Raw genomic sequence first — 14,465 nt, 5'->3', positions numbered from 1 at the left:
CATCAAACATTATAAGTTATCAGGCTGGAACGGCTGACAGATATTCTGCCATTTCGGCCTGCAGTAATTTTGCAGCATCACGGGCATCTTCTGCGAAACGCTCGTCATTACCGGCATAAATAACCGCACGGCTGGCATTTACCAGTAAACCTACGTCTTTATTCAGTCCTTTCTCAGAAATCTCTTTTAAACTGCCACCCTGGGCGCCTACACCGGTACCAGGAAAAAGTGGTCGGGCAACATCTGGCGGATCGCCGCGATGGAATCAGCCTGTGTGGCGCCTACCACGAACATCATATTGTCCGGTGAACCCCAGCTGGCCGTTGTTCTCATTACCTGCTCGTACAGGGAGCTGCCGTCTTCCAGCTTCAGCTGCTGAAAGTCCCGCTGCCTTCGTTGGAAGTAAGTCCCAGCACGATCGCCCATTTTTCGGAAAAACCGAGGAACGGGGTTACACTGTCGCGGCCCATATAAGGCGCAACCGTCACAGAATCAAACTGGTAAGTATCAAAGAAAGTTTTCGCGTAATAGCTGGAAGTGTTGCCGATGTCGCCCCGTTTTGCATCCGCAATGGTGAAGATCCCTTTAGGAATGTATTCTACCGTCCGTTGGAGGCTTTCCCAGCCGCGGATTCCCCGGCACTCATAAAAGGCGGTATTTATCTTGTAAGACACACACAGGTCCTTTGTGGCGTCGATAATCGCTTTGTTAAAGGCGAAGATCGGGTCCGGGTGGGAGAGCAAATGCTTGGGGATTTTGTGGATATCGGTATCAAGACCTACACACAAATACGATTTCCGTTCCCGGATTAAGTTCACCAGTTCCTGTCTGTTCATAATTATTGATATTAGGGGCGCAAAGTTAGTGAAATAGTTGACGGTAAATTCGGTTGATAAAACTCTCTACTTAAAGTTCCGGCATTTTTTCCAAACCCGGAATTTTGATTTTCCGATTTTAGTTCTTAATTTTTCCCTTTCCCCCGGTAAAAACTAATTCCCGTTCATGAAAAAACGACTCTGTCTACTCTTTGTCCTGATTTTAGGCGCCGCTGTGCAATCGAATGCACAAAAGTTGCCCGTACGTATCGGCATTAACACTTCGATTGATGCCGACAGTCTCCTGACCGCTACCGGTTACGACTATATTGAAGAAAATACCCGGAAGATGTTCCATGTGTCGGAGGATATTTTTCAACAAAACCTGAAGAAGCTGAAGAAGACGAAGCGCCCGGTATTCGTGGCTAATTCTTTTCTTCCTCCTTCTATTATGTTGATAGGCCCCCACGTAAACGAGGCCTGGGTAGTGGGTTATGTGGATACCGTTTTCAGCCGGGCCCAAAAAGCGGGACTGAACATCATTGTGCTGGGCAGTTCCGGTTCCCGCAGGCTGCCGGACGGCTATAGCCGCGACAAGGCGATCGAGGAGTTTGTATACATTGGCCGCAAGATGGCGGAGGTGGCGAAAAAGTACAAGATTACCATTGCCATGGAAAGTTTAAATCAAACCGAGGATAATTTTATTACCACGCTTTCTTTTGCCAACGAACTGACCAACCGCATCAATCACCCGAACTTTAAGCTGACTGCCGACATGTACCACATGCTGATGGAACATGAACCGGCCTCGGTGTTGATCGAGGCAGGCAAAAACGTGTACACTGTCATATTGCCGAACGCGAGGGCCGTGCCGTACCGGGCACACATAACGAGGACTTCCTCCCCTACTTTAAAGCCTTAAAACAAATCAAATATAAAGGGGGTATCAGCCTCGAATGCCGGTGGAAAGACATGCCGGCGCAGGCTTTAGCTGCCCGCCAGTATCTCGTTAATCAGTTAAATCAAGCTTATCAAATAAAACCTTAGAACGTATGACGCAATCTTCTAAATCCCGCCGTGCTTTTCTGAAACAGTCGGTTATGGGCGGCGCGGGAGTCGCTATCAGCGCCATGGGCCTTCCCGCCAGCAGCTACGCCCGCATCATGGGCGCCAACGATCGTGTAAACGTGGGCGTTGTCGGCTATTCCGACCGATTCCGCGAAGCACTGATGCCTACTTTCCTCGCCAACCGCCGAAACTGAACTTCGATATTATTGCCCTGTCCGACATCTGGAACCGCCGCCGCGAGGATGGCAAACGGATGCTGTCTGGCAAGCTGGGCCACGATGTGGCTGCCTATATGAATAATGATGAGTTGTACCGTAACAAGGACATCGACGCGGTAATCATCGCTACGGCCGACTTCCAGCACGCGTACCACACCATCGAGGCCGTTAAAGCCAATTGCGATGTGTATTGCGAGAAGCCTTTTGCCGAAACCATGTCTGACGCACGCTCGGCCCTGAAGGCGGTAAAAGATTCAAAAAAGATTTTCCAGGTAGGTACGCAGCGCCGTAGTGGCGCCAGCTACCATGCCGCCGCCAACTTTATCAAAGAAGGCAAATTCGGTAATATCACCATGGTGGAAATGACCTGGAACGTAAACCAGCCCGGCCGCTGGCGCCGTCCCGGCCTCGTTAAAGACATCCGCGAATCGGATGTGGACTGGAACCGCTTCCTGGCTGGTCGTCCGAAAGACAAATGGGACCCGCGCAAATACCGGAGTACCGCCTGTTCTGGCCTTATTCCTCCGGCATCTTCGGCCAGTGGATGACCCACCAGATCGATACCGTACATTGGTTCTCCGGTCTCAAACATCCGCGCAGCGCGGTAGCCAATGGCGGTATTTACCAGTGGAAAGACGGCCGTACCAACCCGGATACGCTCACCGCGGTGTTTGACTATGGTCCGGCAAACGACCCCGGAACCGGTTTCCAGGTGGCTTACAGCTCCCGTTTCCACAACTCGGCAGGCGGTACCAAAGAACTGTACTATTCTAATGGTGGCATGATCGACATGAGCACCAACAAGATATCTTCCACCGGCGGTATGACCGAAAGCGAAGCGAAGGCCATGGGCATGCATGCAAACCTGCTGCCTAACCTTACGCTCTCCGAAGCGGCAGGGGGCGTTGCCACCTCTGCCAATACCGGCGGCGATCCTACCACCTACGCCCACATGCGCAACTGGATGCAGTCGGTACGCGACCGCAAAGAAACCAATGCGCCGATTGAAGCGGCATACTCCCACTCCATCGCGCTCATCATGGGCAACGCCGCTTACCGTACCGGTATGAAGGCCACTTTTGACGAAGCGAAACAGGAAGTGATGGTGGGCGGAAAAGCCTTTACCCTGTAAAAGCCACGTCCTTGAAGACTGAACGCAGGCCGGCCATTTGTGCCGGCCTGTTTGTTTTATGGCTGCATCCAATAAGCATTCTTCGTTCATCCTAGGTTCATCCTAGGTTCAACCAAGGTTCGTGAACCTAAGTTGAACGAAATATCAACGTAGGATCAACGAAGGATTAACGAAGGAGGGAGCAAGGTTGCATAATGGGCACAGCAAGGTTGCTGCCGCCGAAGTGTGCGACGCGACGGCGGCCGGGTAAAGGCCCAATGCTGGCTTAATTATCTTTTAGGAATGCGGCCTGCGCTTCTCCATCTCTTCTGCAATACGGCGCGAATCCTCATCGCCCCTGGCCTTCAGGTGGGTGATGACGGAGAAATAGTCGTCATCGTGGCGGTTCTGACTCAGTTTAAAGGTGCTTTGCACCCGTCTACGCTCAGTTCAAAGCCCACAATGCCTTTCATGTTTTTGCGAAGTTCTTCGGGGTAATATCGTTTATATGCACTGGACATCGGGAGGCAGCCTCGTGGGTATCCATCAGGCGTTCGAGCGAATGACGCATCTGGTCTTCACTTTGGATATGAAGCGATCCATAAATGTGCACAGCTATGTAATTCCAGGTAGGTATCTTCTCTTCCGCGTACCAGGACGAGGAAATATAGCTATGAGCGGCGGTGAACACCGCCAGGAAAGGTTGTCCGCTGGCAAACGTATGCTTTTGCGGGTTGGCCGCGGAAACGTGACCTTCAAGCACCCATTTCCCCGGCTCTTTTTCGCGCAGTTCCAGGGGCAGGTGTGTGCCTACCGGCCGGCCGTCCAGCGTGCTGATGAGCAGGCCAAAGCTGTTTTCCCTGACAAAACCGGCGATCAGGTTCCAATCAGTTTCCTGGTATCTTTTGGGTGTGTGCATGGTACAAATGTCTATAGAAAAAGGTGTATACACCGCATCAAATGAATGAACGGTATATACACCTCTCCCAATTGTGAATATTATGAGCCCGGCTGTTTTTCCTTCCTCAGCCGCCGTTGCGTCGCACACTTCAGCCGGGGAACAACCTTTTGCTGCTACACCATTACTTCTACGATCTTCGTCGGCGCCAGGTTGGCGTTCCTCATCGCGATACCGCGCGCAGTAGCGCCGGCAAAGTCGATGAACGCCTTTTTGGTAGCCTCATCGTCGCCGATAATCGCGGGCTGACCATAATCGCCGCCTTCGCGGATGCCCTGCACCAGGGGAATTTGTCCCAGGAAAGGGATATCCAGCTCACTGGCCAGGCGTTTACCGCCTTCTTTACCGAAAATGTAATATTTGTTCTCTGGTAATTCTTTTGGCGTGAAGTAGGCCATGTTCTCGACCAAACCGATCACCGGTACGTTAATGGCCGAACTTGCGAACATCGCGATACCTTTTTTAGCATCTGCCAGGGCTACTTCCTGCGGAGTGGTCACGATCACCGCGCCGGTTACGGGAACGGTCTGTACCAGCGTCAGCTGCACGTCGCCGGTACCGGGAGGCATATCGATGATCAGGTAATCCAGCTCGCCCCAGTGTACGTCGGTCACGAACTGGCGTAACGCGCTGCTCAGCATGGGGCCGCGCCATACGATGGCTTGCTTTTCGTCCACCAGCAGGCCGATAGACATAAACTTGATACCAAACTTCTCCATGGGGGCGATTTTACCTACGCCATCCACAGACACCATCATCGGGCGTTCACCGCGGGCGCCGAACATGATGGGAACGGAGGGGCCATAAATGTCGGCGTCCATCAGTCCCACGGCTGCGCCACCTTCGCCAAGTGCGATGGCCAGGTTGGCCGCTACCGTAGATTTACCTACGCCGCCTTTACCGGAGGCTACCATGATCACGTTTTTCACTCCGGGCAGTACCGTTCTGGCGTCTTTACGGGTAGAATTAACGTTCGCGGTCATATTTACGGTTACGATCGCTTCCTTATTTACAAAGTGTTTTACCGCATTGATACAGGCGTTACGGATCAGGTCCTTTAACGGGCAGGCGGGCGTTGTGAGCACCACCGTGAAACTTACTTTTTCGCCATCTATTGCTATGTCCTTCACCATGTTAAGCGTCACGAGGTCTTTCCCCAGATCAGGCTCCTCAACATGGCTCAGGGCGTGAATTATCTGCTCTTTCGTCATCATAAATTGTTGTTAAAAATGAGTTCCGTCCTGCAAAGTTAACCTAATTGATGTTTAATTTGATTCTGTTTATCTTCGTCGAACGCATGATCAAAAAAATCTACATACTTGTTATTCTGCTATGCCTGCCGTTTTTTCTCAAAGCTCAGCTCACTGCGTTCAAAGACAGCGTGATACAGATTTCGGGAGTTACTATGACAGCCGACAGCCTCCGGGCTATTCCGGCGGTGAGTATTATCGTGCATGGCCAGAACCGGGGTACTATTTCCAACTCGCAGGGTATTTTCTCTATCGTCGTGTTTAAAGGTGACTCGCTAACATTCAGCGCAGTAGGTTTCCGCAAGAAGGAATACCGCATTCCACCGGAGCTGAAGGGTAATAACTTTTCCATGATCCAGCTGCTCGTAGAAGATACCATGTACCTGCCGGTGACCATCATCAAACCCTATCCTACCCGGGAAGAGTTTGAGAAAATGTTCATCAGCATGGATATTCCGAACGACCAGTATGAAATTGCCCGTAAGAATACGGAGGCTACCAAACTGCGCGCCCTCCAGCGCACACTCACAGTTGACGGTGGCGAAGCCTATAACAACTACATGAAAAAACAACAGCAATCGCTGTACTACGCCGGCCAGGTGCCGCCGCAGAATATCTTTAATCCGCTGGCCTGGGCACAGTTTATACAGTCCTGGAAGCGGGGCGACTTCAAGAATAAAGATTAGGGCCCGTTGCATATAAATCTTTAAATTGCCTGATCCGCCTGTATGGAAGCGGTTCACCAAAAACAACCACGTATTATGCAACAAGTAGCCATCATTGGCGCCGGCACCATGGGTAACGGCATTGCGCACGTATTTGCGCAAAACGGCTTTAAAGTAAACCTGATCGACGTTTCCGCCCCCGCACTCGAGAAAGCGCTGGGTACCATCACCAAAAACCTGGACCGCCAGGTGGCCAAAGAAACCATTACCGAAGCTACCAAAGCACAAACACTGGCCAATCTCACTACGTTTACCGACCTGGCCGAAGGAGTGAAAAACACCTCGCTGGTCGTGGAAGCCGCCACCGAAAACGTGGCCCTCAAACTGAAAATCTTCGCCGATATCGATACGCATGCCCCTGCAGACGCCATCCTGGCTACTAATACCTCCTCTATTTCCATCACCCAGATTGCTGCGGCCACCAAAAGGCCGGCGCAGGTAATTGGCATGCACTTCATGAACCCGGTGCCCGTTATGAAACTGGTGGAAATCATTAATGGCTATGCGACCGACAAGGCCGTTACCGAAAAAATTACCGCTTTATCGCGGCAGCTGGGTAAAGTACCCTGCGTGGTAAATGATTATCCGGGCTTTGTAGCCAACCGCATTCTTATGCCGATGATCAACGAGGCAATTATCAGCCTCCACGAGGGCGTATCGGGTGTAGCGGAAATTGATACCGTGATGAAACTGGGCATGGCCCATCCGATGGGACCTTTACAACTGGCCGATTTCATTGGCCTCGATGTATGCCTGTACATCATGCGTGTACTGCACGAAGGACTCGGCAACCCGAAGTACGCACCTTGTCCCCTGCTGGTAAACATGGTGAACGCCGGTTTCCTCGGCGTGAAAAGCGGGGAAGGATTTTATCAATATACCGCGGGCAGTAAAGACCTGGTGGTCAGCCCAAGGTTTAATGCATAAATGACGAACGGCCTCCCTTACGTGAGGCCGTTTTTTATACGATAAAGCAACTGCTGCCTGTTTACTGATATTGACTGCCTGTTCCGGCAAACGGTGTTAAAGAAGTTATTCGGCATCAGCCTGAAGCAACTCGGGGCTACTTTTTAACCTTCGCGATTTCCAGTCCGTAAATATCTTTCAGCCTTAACAGGCACAAATCTTCGTTGGTACGGGGAATACCGACGCGCATGGTGCAGAACAACTGCAATTCCTGCGAATACACCGTGCAGTTCTGCTGTTTCACGATCGTCATCACATCGTTGAGGATGGTGTAGTCGAACGTGAGATCGTAGTGCGATTCCACATTCTTTTGTATCGCCGGGATCAGCTGCAACACGATAGCCGCCGACATTTTATACGCGTTGATCAGTCCAGGCACGCCTAGCAGCGTACCGCCAAAATAACGTACCACGATCACGGCAGTATCGGTTAACTGTTTGCTGTCAATTTGCCCGAGAATGGGTTTGCCGGCAGAACCGGCGGGTTCGCCATCATCTACAGCGCGGAAGGCCGTGCCATCCGTACCAAGACGGTAGGCGTAGCAATGATGCGTGGCCTTGGGATGTTCCTTTTTACTTCTGCGAGGCATTCCTTCACTTCCTCTGCCGACTTTACCGGGTAGGCATAGGCGAGAAATTTGCTGCCTTTGTCTTTAAACTCCGCGGTGGCGGGCTTTTCAATCGTGTAATAAACCTCCATTAGTTATTTCCCTGTTTATAATAAGTAGTGATCGTGTCGCCGTCGAGCATTTCGGTACTACCATGCACATGGTTGTGTGGCTCGGGTGCGCGCAGGCCGTTGAGCAGTTCTGTTTGCTGCCCGGTAATTACGCGGATCTCGTCCCAGTAACCGGTATCGAGAAACTGTTGCAGCAGGTTGGCCCCACCTTCTACCAGTACGCTCTGGATCTGCCGCTGGTGCAGCACTTCGAGCAATTGCGGCAGAAGTGGAAGGGAAAAGTCGAGCAGAATGCCGGTAACACCTTTAGGCGCTTCTATATTTTTATCAATAATAAAGAAAGACAAAGCGTTGTGATCATATACATAATGATCGCGCGGTACCTTCAATTGCGGATCGAGCACAAGGCGGATGGGTGCGAGACCATGCCAGTGGCGGTTGTTCAGTTGCGGATTATCCAGGATGGCGGTACGTGTACCCACCATGATGGCCATTTCCTCGCTGCGCCAGCGGTGCACCAGCCGATCGGTAATACCGGTGGAAATCTTTACCGGGCCGGTTTCGGAAGCGATAAAGCCGCCTTGCGTCTGTGCCCACTTCAATACGATATAAGGACGTTTCCGTTCATGAAACGTGAAAAAACGTTTGTTCAGCGTACGGCATGCCTGCTCCAGCACGCCGGTGACCACTGTGATACCCGCGGCTTCCAGTTTGGCAATGCCTTTACCGGATACTTCTGAAAACGAATCTACACATCCGATCACCACCTGCGGGATTTGTTCGCGGATGATAAGATCCGCGCAGGGCGGGGTTTTGCCATGGTGTGCACAGGGCTCCAGGCTTACGTAGATCGTAGATTGCGGGATGAGGGGCCGGTCGGCCTCCGCCACGCTGGCCAGGCAGTTAACTTCGGCATGCGCCTGACCATATATTTGATGATATCCTTCTCCGATGATACGGCCATTATGTACCAGGACAGCGCCCACCATTGGATTTGGAGCCGTAAGACCAGCGCCAAGCTGCGCCAGCTGTATACAGCGTTGCATAAATAATTCGTGAGTGCCGTCCATAAAGCGTTTGAAAATGATATGTTTGCAAAAATATCTTTCCTACTCCATATAACCATGACCATACAGGCAGCATTTGCACATATTACCAACACGATACTCCCTTTATACGAAGCCCGTGAAGCTGCCAACATTGCACATATGTTGATGGAACACGTTACCGGTATGGGTAAAATGGACCGGATCGTGCACAAGGACAAAGCCCTGGAACCCGAACAGCTACAGACTTTGCAGTCGGCCATAACCGATCTGCAACGCAACCGGCCCATCCAGTACATCATTGGTATAAGCTGGTTTTACGGGATGGAGTTCCGTGTAAATGAAAGTGTGCTCATTCCCCGCCCCGAAACCGAGGAACTGGTGGAATGGATATTAACGGAGCAGCCCGGCGGGCCAATACGACTGCTGGACATCGGCACGGGCAGTGGTTGCATACCCATCTCCCTGCAAAAGAATTTACCCGGGGCCACGGTATGGGCGATAGATGTGAGCGAAGACGCACTGGCCACCGCGCAGGGTAACGCCACGCGATTACACGCGCCGGTACACTTTGCCGTCATGGATGCGTTGGACACCGCCGCCACCGCCACTTTACCGGAATTCGACATCATCGTCAGCAACCCACCCTACATCCGCCAGCGCGAAAAAGCGGACATGCAACACCGGTGGTGGATTTTGAGCCATCGCTCGCGTTGTTTGTACCCGACCTCGACCCGCTCCTGTTCTACCGCGCCATCGGCCTGCTCGCCCAGCAGAAACTCGCGCCGCAGGGTAAATTATACTTCGAGATCAACGAGGCATTGGGAAAAGAAGTAGTAGCACTGCTGCATGCCCAGGGTTTCATAAATGTGATCCTCCGCGCCGACCTGTTCGGGAAAGACCGTATGGTGAGCGCTACCAAAGGATAAGCGGTAGCGATGAAGTTCCCTGCATTCCGTATTTTTACAATCTGTCAAAATCACCAATCTTTAAAAAACAACACGTGAAAAAACTAATCTTCAGCAGCATCGCGTTGCTTCCTTTATGTGCCATGGCACAGGATAGCGCGAGCGTAACCCTTAAAGGCACCGTAAAAGGCGCAGCAGCCGGCTCTTACATTTATGTAGCACAACCAGCAAGAGGCAAAGTAACACTCGACTCCGCCCTTATCGATAAAAAAGGCGCCTTTACCGCTCCTTTTAAAGTGGCAGAACCTAAGCTGGTAACTGTTTATATCCAAACGCCGGGCGGTCGCACCAAAAACAGCCTGAACCTGTTCGTAGAACCAGCACCATCACCCTGACTGTTAAGGACTCTGTTTCCAACGCCACTGTGAAAGGCAGCGAATCGCACGCTATTTACGCTGCAACAGAAGCCGCCAGCAAGGAGCAGATGAAAGAAATGGACGCTATCCGTGGCGAAGCCATGAAACTCGGCGATGCCGCTACGCCTGAGCAAATGGAAGCACTGAGAGGCAAATACATGGCTATTTACGAGAAAGTGCAGGAAAAACAGACTGCCGCCATGAAAGCTAATCCGAACGCATATGTTTCCCTGTACTACCTGTCACAGCAGATTGGCGGCGCAGTGGATTATGATAAAGTAAACCCTGCTTTCACTGCACTGAGCGAAAGGGTAAGGAATACCGCTACCGGTAAACGCCTCGCTAAATCCCTGGAAACCGCTGAGAAAACTTCTATCGGCAAACAGGCGATGGACTTTACTCAGAAGGACCAGAACGATAAAGACGTTACCCTGGCTTCTTTCCGCGGTAAATATGTGCTGATCGACTTCTGGGCAAGCTGGTGTGGTCCCTGCCGCGCAGAAAACCCGAACGTGGTAAAAGCGTATAACGCATACAAAGACAAAGGTTTTACGATCCTCGGTGTTTCCCTCGACCGTGAAAAAGACAAATGGATCAAGGCGATCGCTGACGACCAGCTGGCCTGGAACCACGTTTCCGACCTGCAGTTCTGGAGCAACGCGGTAGCCGTACAATACGGTATCCAGTCTGTTCCTTCTAACCTGCTGATTGACCCGCAGGGTAAAATCATCGCGAAGAACCTCCGTGGTGAAGACCTGGCGAAAAAACTGGGTGAAGTACTCTAGTCCATTCATCAACATGATAAAAGAAAAGCTGCCTGTAACCGGGCAGCTTTTTTATGATATGGCGGCAACAATTGCCCATTTCATGGCTTCCCGTCCGGCTGCCTCAATATTGCATACCTTTATTACAAATACCATCAATATGGACACAAGAGAAACCATTCCCACCGGCGGCAGCTTCTACCCTTTGGTACAGGAAGTATATCAGCAAAAGAAAATTGCTTCGGTGTTGTACGACGACAATGGTGTAACCCGCGCCAATGGCCTTATTACGGACCTGTTTGAAAAGGAAGGCCGGCAATTTATGCGGCTGCAGGATGGAACGGAAGTACCCATCGATAAGCTGTACGCCCTGAACGGTACATTCTCCGCGGATTATTCGGAATGTTAAATAAAGAAAAGGCCGGGCTTTTACAGTCCGGCCTTTTTATTCATATAAAAGATTGAGCTATTTACCCGCGCCTGGTTTGGCGGTACCCAATACCACCTTGGCGTTGAGCTCGCGTGCGATTTCCATCACCGATACAATATCTTCGATGGGCACGCTTTTTTCCGCATTGATCACGATCGTGTTGTTCACGTCGGCGTTATGCAGTTTGGGAATAAGTGCTTCGCGCAGCTGGGCAAAATCTACCCGGCCCGTGCCTACAAAAAACTGGCGCGACTGGTCAATACTCACCACCACGGTTTGCGTGGCTTTGGTATTGCTGGTCGCTTTGGGCAGCGTGAGTTTGATCACGTTCGGGTTGGCCAGTGTAGACACGATGAGGAAGAACAACAGCAGGATGAACAGGATATCGTTCAACGCTGAGTTGTGCATCTCCACATGTCTTTTATTTCGCCTCCTTGATTTCATGCAATAGTAGAATTACAGATGTAAAAATTAGCGGGTAGGCTCCTGCAAGATGTCTACGAACTCCGCGGATGCGCCTTCCATTTTGTTTACCACTTTGTCGATCTGCGCGTTCAGGTAGCTGTAACCAATGAAGGCAATCAGACCAATGATCAAACCGGTAGCGGAAGTCACCATTTTTACATAGATACCGCTGGCAATGGCGCTCAGCGTAATGTCCGACGTGATGGAGATGTTGAAGAACGTCTGGATCATACCGGCAATGGTGCCGAGAAACCCGAACATCGGTGCAATACCGGCGATGATCGACAGGACCACCGTGTTCTTTTCCAGTTTATATACTTCGAGATTGGTCACATTGTCCATGGATTTTTCAATGATCTCCATCGGTTTGCCGATCCTTTGAATGCCTTTATCGATTACGCGGGCAATAGGATTGTTGGTGTTTTTGGAAAGGGAACGCGCAGCTACCAGGTTACCGGACGTAATGTGGTCGCGCACCATCGGCATAAAGTTGTCTTCAATTTTGCCGGCTTTGGAAATGGTGATATAACGCTCTACAAAGAAATACACGGCGATCAGCGAAAGAATGCCTAACGGGATCATGAGCACCCCGCCCTTCATGAGCATATCCAGCAGATGGATCTGCTGATCGGGCGGCGGTACACCGGCCGCGGCGCCGGCCGATACCGTATCTGGTCGTGGACTGAGTAATGAATCCTGTATGAACGTAACAAGTCCTAATAACATGTATAAATTTTTAAACCTTGCAAATGTAAGGGATTAAAGTAAGGATAAATTGCTAAACTAAAAACGGCGCGGCCCTCAAAATATTATGAGCGGCTCTTTTCTTCCCAGATCATCACCAGGTGTACGATCGTTTCCACGGCCTTTTGCATATCCTGTATACTTACGTATTCCAGCTTGCTGTGGAATGCCATTTCACCGGTAAAAATATTGGGGCAGGGCAATCCCATAAAGGACAGGCGGGAACCGTCGGTACCACCGCGAATGCTCATTTTCAGCGGTACTACACCGGCGCGGCGGATCGCTTCCTCCGCGTAATTGCTCACCTGCGGGTAGTTGTCCAGTACTTCCTTCATGTTGCGGTATTGCTCCGTAATCTGCAAAGTGCCTTTGGCGGCGGGATAATGCTGCAGCAGTTTGTCCATCGTCGTTTGCAGGAACGCTTCGTGCTGCTGCAGTTTTTCGGTGGTGAAGTCGCGTACGATAAAGTCGATTTCCGCTTTCTCTACCACGCCCTGCATGCGCACGGGATGCACGAAGCCTTCGCGGTCTTCGGTCGTTTCGGGGCTGAGGGTATCTTTAGGCAGACTGGCCACGATTTCGGAAGCGATCTTGATCGCGCTTACCAGTTTACCTTTCGCCATACCCGGGTGGGTGCTTACGCCTTCGATAATCATCTTAGCAGCATCGGCAGAAAATGTCTCATCTTCCAGTGACCCCAGTTCGCCGCCATCCAGTGTATAGCCAAATGCGGCGCCCAGTTTTTTCATATCCACATGCTTAACACCCTGCCAATTTCCTCATCGGGGGTGAACAGGATGCGGATAGCGCCGTGTTTTACTTCGGGATGCGTGGTGAGGTAATGCACGGCATCCATGATTTCGGCTACGCCGGCCTTATCGTCCGCGCCCAGCAAAGTAGTGCCGCTGGCGGTGATAATATCGTTTCCGATCTTTTCCTTTAAATAAGGATGATCGGCCGCGCGTAATACCTGGGTATGGTCGTCCGGCAGCACAATATCGCTACCGTCGTAGTTTTTGTGTACGATGGGTTTAACTCCATGGCCGCTGCAATCGCTGGAGGTATCCATGTGTGAGCAGAAGCAGATTACCGGAACATCATGCGGTACGTTGGAAGGCACTGTTGCGTAAACATAACCGTATTGGTCCATGTGCGCCTCGGTAATGCCCATTTCCTGCAATTCGGCCACCAGTATGCCGGCCAGGTTCTTTTGTTTTTCCGTGGAGGGGAACGAGTTGCTTAACGGGTCGGATTCAGTATCTACCTGAACATATTCCATAAAGCGGGTAGCAGCGGTAAAAGCGTATCCAGAGAACATATCTTGCTTAATTAAAAAAGACCAGGGCTGCTAACGGGCCTGATCTTTTCTTTATACGAAATGAAATAAATGCGAATTAGAAATTGGTGATGATTTTAGACTCACCAGGCAGAATTTCTACCAGTTCGATGTCGAACACCGGTCTTCGCCAGCCAGCGGGTGGTTAGCGTCCGGGGTAATGAACTCAGTACCTACAGCAGCTACTTTCACCGGGAATACCTGGCCCTGCGGATTGCTCATCTGCAGCTCCATGCCGATTTCAGGCTTCAGGTCCGCGGGAATGTTGGAAAGGGGGAATTCCATCATCATTTCCGGGTTTTTAGGACCGTATGCATCGTTTACCGGGATATTCACGGTTCTTTTATCGCCCACTTTCATTTCCAGCACGCCATTGTCGAAACCTTTAATCACCATTCCAGCACCTACCTTAAATTGCAGAGGGTCACGACCTTCAGACGAATCAAACGTGGTACCGTTTGTCAGCTTGCCATGATAATGAACCCTTACGGTATCCCCGTTTTGAACTGCTTGCATAAAATCTGTTTAAAAAAGTTAATTAATACGTGCTAAGGTAAGTAAAAGTTA

At 51.0% G+C, this 14,465-nt stretch carries 22 protein-coding genes; 10 read left to right on the top strand and 12 right to left on the bottom strand.

Features of this window, described 5'->3' with window-relative positions:
- Nucleotides 1–207: 207 nt before the first annotated feature.
- Complete coding sequence (locus tag MKQ70_RS00365; RefSeq protein ID WP_248066054.1) at nt 208–426, bottom strand: beta/alpha barrel domain-containing protein; 219 nt, start codon at nt 424–426, stop codon at nt 208–210.
- Nucleotides 369–836: an orotidine-5'-phosphate decarboxylase gene (gene pyrF, locus MKQ70_RS00360; RefSeq protein ID WP_248066052.1), complete on the bottom strand. Its 468-nt coding sequence runs from the start codon at nt 834–836 to the stop codon at nt 369–371. The genes MKQ70_RS00365 and pyrF overlap by 58 nt, the downstream gene beginning before the upstream one ends.
- A gap of 166 nt (nt 837–1,002) precedes the next feature.
- Here pyrF and MKQ70_RS00355 point away from each other — a divergent pair, with 166 nt between their 5' ends.
- From MKQ70_RS00355 to MKQ70_RS00340, 4 genes are all read left to right on the top strand, one after another.
- Nucleotides 1,003–1,737 (top strand): sugar phosphate isomerase/epimerase family protein, encoded by a 735-nt coding sequence (locus tag MKQ70_RS00355; protein ID WP_248066050.1) that lies wholly within the window; start codon nt 1,003–1,005, stop codon nt 1,735–1,737.
- 130 nt (nt 1,738–1,867) lie between these two features.
- Nucleotides 1,868–2,077, top strand: coding sequence for a twin-arginine translocation signal domain-containing protein (locus MKQ70_RS00350; protein WP_248066048.1), 210 nt, complete (start codon nt 1,868–1,870; stop codon nt 2,075–2,077).
- Nucleotides 2,078–2,136: 59 nt separating this feature from the next.
- Nucleotides 2,137–2,649 carry a Gfo/Idh/MocA family protein gene (locus tag MKQ70_RS00345; RefSeq protein WP_248066046.1) on the top strand — a complete coding sequence of 171 codons (513 nt, stop codon included), beginning with the start codon at nt 2,137–2,139 and terminating at the stop codon, nt 2,647–2,649.
- Nucleotides 2,577–3,233, top strand: coding sequence for a Gfo/Idh/MocA family oxidoreductase (locus MKQ70_RS00340; RefSeq protein ID WP_248066044.1), 657 nt, complete (start codon nt 2,577–2,579; stop codon nt 3,231–3,233). The genes MKQ70_RS00345 and MKQ70_RS00340 overlap by 73 nt, the downstream gene beginning before the upstream one ends.
- Before the next feature lie 276 nt (nt 3,234–3,509).
- Here MKQ70_RS00340 and MKQ70_RS00335 read toward each other — a convergent pair whose 3' ends face one another.
- The 3 genes from MKQ70_RS00335 to MKQ70_RS00325 form a co-directional block, all read right to left on the bottom strand.
- Nucleotides 3,510–3,647 (bottom strand): hypothetical protein, encoded by a 138-nt coding sequence (locus tag MKQ70_RS00335; RefSeq protein ID WP_248066029.1) that lies wholly within the window; start codon nt 3,645–3,647, stop codon nt 3,510–3,512.
- Between the two features lie 34 nt (nt 3,648–3,681).
- Nucleotides 3,682–4,131 carry an FMN-binding negative transcriptional regulator gene (locus tag MKQ70_RS00330; RefSeq protein WP_248066025.1) on the bottom strand — a complete coding sequence of 150 codons (450 nt, stop codon included), beginning with the start codon at nt 4,129–4,131 and terminating at the stop codon, nt 3,682–3,684.
- Between the two features lie 155 nt (nt 4,132–4,286).
- Complete coding sequence (locus tag MKQ70_RS00325; RefSeq protein WP_248066021.1) at nt 4,287–5,384, bottom strand: Mrp/NBP35 family ATP-binding protein; 1,098 nt, start codon at nt 5,382–5,384, stop codon at nt 4,287–4,289.
- A 47-nt stretch (nt 5,385–5,431) separates the two neighbouring features.
- Here MKQ70_RS00325 and MKQ70_RS00320 point away from each other — a divergent pair, with 47 nt between their 5' ends.
- Together MKQ70_RS00320 and MKQ70_RS00315 are read left to right on the top strand one after the other, a co-directional pair.
- Nucleotides 5,432–6,106 (top strand): carboxypeptidase-like regulatory domain-containing protein, encoded by a 675-nt coding sequence (locus tag MKQ70_RS00320; protein WP_308198889.1) that lies wholly within the window; start codon nt 5,432–5,434, stop codon nt 6,104–6,106.
- A gap of 75 nt (nt 6,107–6,181) precedes the next feature.
- Nucleotides 6,182–7,072 carry a 3-hydroxybutyryl-CoA dehydrogenase gene (locus tag MKQ70_RS00315; RefSeq protein ID WP_248066014.1) on the top strand — a complete coding sequence of 297 codons (891 nt, stop codon included), beginning with the start codon at nt 6,182–6,184 and terminating at the stop codon, nt 7,070–7,072.
- A gap of 136 nt (nt 7,073–7,208) precedes the next feature.
- Here the strand turns inward: MKQ70_RS00315 and MKQ70_RS00310 are convergent, their stop codons facing one another.
- Complete coding sequence (locus tag MKQ70_RS00310) at nt 7,209–7,700, bottom strand: IMPACT family protein (RefSeq protein ID WP_248066010.1); 492 nt, start codon at nt 7,698–7,700, stop codon at nt 7,209–7,211.
- A 109-nt stretch (nt 7,701–7,809) separates the two neighbouring features.
- The gene (ribD, locus tag MKQ70_RS00305) at nt 7,810–8,859 is read right to left on the bottom strand and encodes a bifunctional diaminohydroxyphosphoribosylaminopyrimidine deaminase/5-amino-6-(5-phosphoribosylamino)uracil reductase RibD (RefSeq protein ID WP_248066005.1); all 1,050 of its coding nucleotides are present in this window, start codon (nt 8,857–8,859) and stop codon (nt 7,810–7,812) included.
- 54 nt (nt 8,860–8,913) lie between these two features.
- On the opposite strand from ribD, the gene MKQ70_RS00300 reads away from it, so the two are divergent.
- The 4 genes from MKQ70_RS00300 to MKQ70_RS00285 all read left to right on the top strand — a co-directional run bounded on the left by MKQ70_RS00300 (nt 8,914) and on the right by MKQ70_RS00285 (nt 11,332).
- A complete protein-coding gene (locus MKQ70_RS00300) occupies nt 8,914–9,672 on the top strand; it encodes a N5-glutamine methyltransferase family protein (protein ID WP_248066002.1) in 759 nt (252 codons plus the stop codon).
- Nucleotides 9,673–9,838: 166 nt separating this feature from the next.
- The gene (locus tag MKQ70_RS00295) at nt 9,839–10,138 is read left to right on the top strand and encodes a DUF4369 domain-containing protein (protein WP_248065999.1); all 300 of its coding nucleotides are present in this window, start codon (nt 9,839–9,841) and stop codon (nt 10,136–10,138) included.
- A 29-nt stretch (nt 10,139–10,167) separates the two neighbouring features.
- Nucleotides 10,168–10,944 (top strand): peroxiredoxin family protein, encoded by a 777-nt coding sequence (locus MKQ70_RS00290; protein WP_248065996.1) that lies wholly within the window; start codon nt 10,168–10,170, stop codon nt 10,942–10,944.
- Entirely contained in the window at nt 10,931–11,332 is a 402-nt protein-coding gene (locus MKQ70_RS00285) for a hypothetical protein (RefSeq protein ID WP_248065992.1), read from the top strand. Before MKQ70_RS00290 ends, MKQ70_RS00285 begins: the two co-directional genes overlap by 14 nt.
- Before the next feature lie 57 nt (nt 11,333–11,389).
- Here MKQ70_RS00285 and MKQ70_RS00280 read toward each other — a convergent pair whose 3' ends face one another.
- From MKQ70_RS00280 to MKQ70_RS00260, 5 genes are all read right to left on the bottom strand, one after another.
- Nucleotides 11,390–11,761 (bottom strand): ExbD/TolR family protein, encoded by a 372-nt coding sequence (locus tag MKQ70_RS00280; RefSeq protein WP_248080863.1) that lies wholly within the window; start codon nt 11,759–11,761, stop codon nt 11,390–11,392.
- Between the two features lie 63 nt (nt 11,762–11,824).
- The gene (locus MKQ70_RS00275) at nt 11,825–12,544 is read right to left on the bottom strand and encodes a MotA/TolQ/ExbB proton channel family protein (protein WP_248065989.1); all 720 of its coding nucleotides are present in this window, start codon (nt 12,542–12,544) and stop codon (nt 11,825–11,827) included.
- 83 nt (nt 12,545–12,627) lie between these two features.
- Nucleotides 12,628–13,311: a tripeptide aminopeptidase PepT gene (pepT, locus tag MKQ70_RS00270; RefSeq protein WP_248065986.1), complete on the bottom strand. Its 684-nt coding sequence runs from the start codon at nt 13,309–13,311 to the stop codon at nt 12,628–12,630.
- Nucleotides 13,308–13,880 (bottom strand): zinc-binding metallopeptidase family protein, encoded by a 573-nt coding sequence (locus MKQ70_RS00265; protein ID WP_248065983.1) that lies wholly within the window; start codon nt 13,878–13,880, stop codon nt 13,308–13,310. Before MKQ70_RS00265 ends, pepT begins: the two co-directional genes overlap by 4 nt.
- A gap of 117 nt (nt 13,881–13,997) precedes the next feature.
- On the bottom strand, nt 13,998–14,414 hold the full coding sequence (locus MKQ70_RS00260; RefSeq protein WP_248065979.1) for an FKBP-type peptidyl-prolyl cis-trans isomerase: 417 nt from the start codon (nt 14,412–14,414) through the stop codon (nt 13,998–14,000).
- Between the last annotated feature and the right edge of the window lie 51 nt (nt 14,415–14,465).

The organism is Chitinophaga sedimenti (assembly GCF_023156195.1).
GTDB lineage: Bacteria > Bacteroidota > Bacteroidia > Chitinophagales > Chitinophagaceae > Chitinophaga > Chitinophaga sedimenti.
The sequence above is the reverse complement of the archived record's forward strand: the minus strand, read 5'-3'. Positions and strand labels throughout refer to the sequence as shown.

Bases quoted from the DNA above. Each gene is read 5' to 3' on its own strand.
- MKQ70_RS00365 (WP_248066054.1), bottom strand. From the start codon at position 426: ATGGGCGATCGTGCTGGGACTTACTTCCAACGAAGGCAGCGGGACTTT.
- pyrF (WP_248066052.1), bottom strand. From the start codon at position 836: ATGAACAGACAGGAACTGGTGAACTTAATCCGGGAACGGAAATCGTAT.
- MKQ70_RS00355 (WP_248066050.1), top strand. From the start codon at position 1,003: ATGAAAAAACGACTCTGTCTACTCTTTGTCCTGATTTTAGGCGCCGCT.
- MKQ70_RS00350 (WP_248066048.1), top strand. From the start codon at position 1,868: ATGACGCAATCTTCTAAATCCCGCCGTGCTTTTCTGAAACAGTCGGTT.
- MKQ70_RS00345 (WP_248066046.1), top strand. From the start codon at position 2,137: ATGCTGTCTGGCAAGCTGGGCCACGATGTGGCTGCCTATATGAATAAT.
- MKQ70_RS00340 (WP_248066044.1), top strand. From the start codon at position 2,577: ATGGGACCCGCGCAAATACCGGAGTACCGCCTGTTCTGGCCTTATTCC.
- MKQ70_RS00330 (WP_248066025.1), bottom strand. From the start codon at position 4,131: ATGCACACACCCAAAAGATACCAGGAAACTGATTGGAACCTGATCGCC.
- MKQ70_RS00325 (WP_248066021.1), bottom strand. From the start codon at position 5,384: ATGATGACGAAAGAGCAGATAATTCACGCCCTGAGCCATGTTGAGGAG.
- MKQ70_RS00320 (WP_308198889.1), top strand. From the start codon at position 5,432: ATGTTTAATTTGATTCTGTTTATCTTCGTCGAACGCATGATCAAAAAA.
- MKQ70_RS00315 (WP_248066014.1), top strand. From the start codon at position 6,182: ATGCAACAAGTAGCCATCATTGGCGCCGGCACCATGGGTAACGGCATT.
- MKQ70_RS00310 (WP_248066010.1), bottom strand. From the start codon at position 7,700: ATGCCTCGCAGAAGTAAAAAGGAACATCCCAAGGCCACGCATCATTGC.
- ribD (WP_248066005.1), bottom strand. From the start codon at position 8,859: ATGGACGGCACTCACGAATTATTTATGCAACGCTGTATACAGCTGGCG.
- MKQ70_RS00300 (WP_248066002.1), top strand. From the start codon at position 8,914: ATGACCATACAGGCAGCATTTGCACATATTACCAACACGATACTCCCT.
- MKQ70_RS00280 (WP_248080863.1), bottom strand. From the start codon at position 11,761: ATGCACAACTCAGCGTTGAACGATATCCTGTTCATCCTGCTGTTGTTC.
- MKQ70_RS00275 (WP_248065989.1), bottom strand. From the start codon at position 12,544: ATGTTATTAGGACTTGTTACGTTCATACAGGATTCATTACTCAGTCCA.
- pepT (WP_248065986.1), bottom strand. From the start codon at position 13,311: ATGAAAAAACTGGGCGCCGCATTTGGCTATACACTGGATGGCGGCGAA.
- MKQ70_RS00265 (WP_248065983.1), bottom strand. From the start codon at position 13,880: ATGTTCTCTGGATACGCTTTTACCGCTGCTACCCGCTTTATGGAATAT.
- MKQ70_RS00260 (WP_248065979.1), bottom strand. From the start codon at position 14,414: ATGCAAGCAGTTCAAAACGGGGATACCGTAAGGGTTCATTATCATGGC.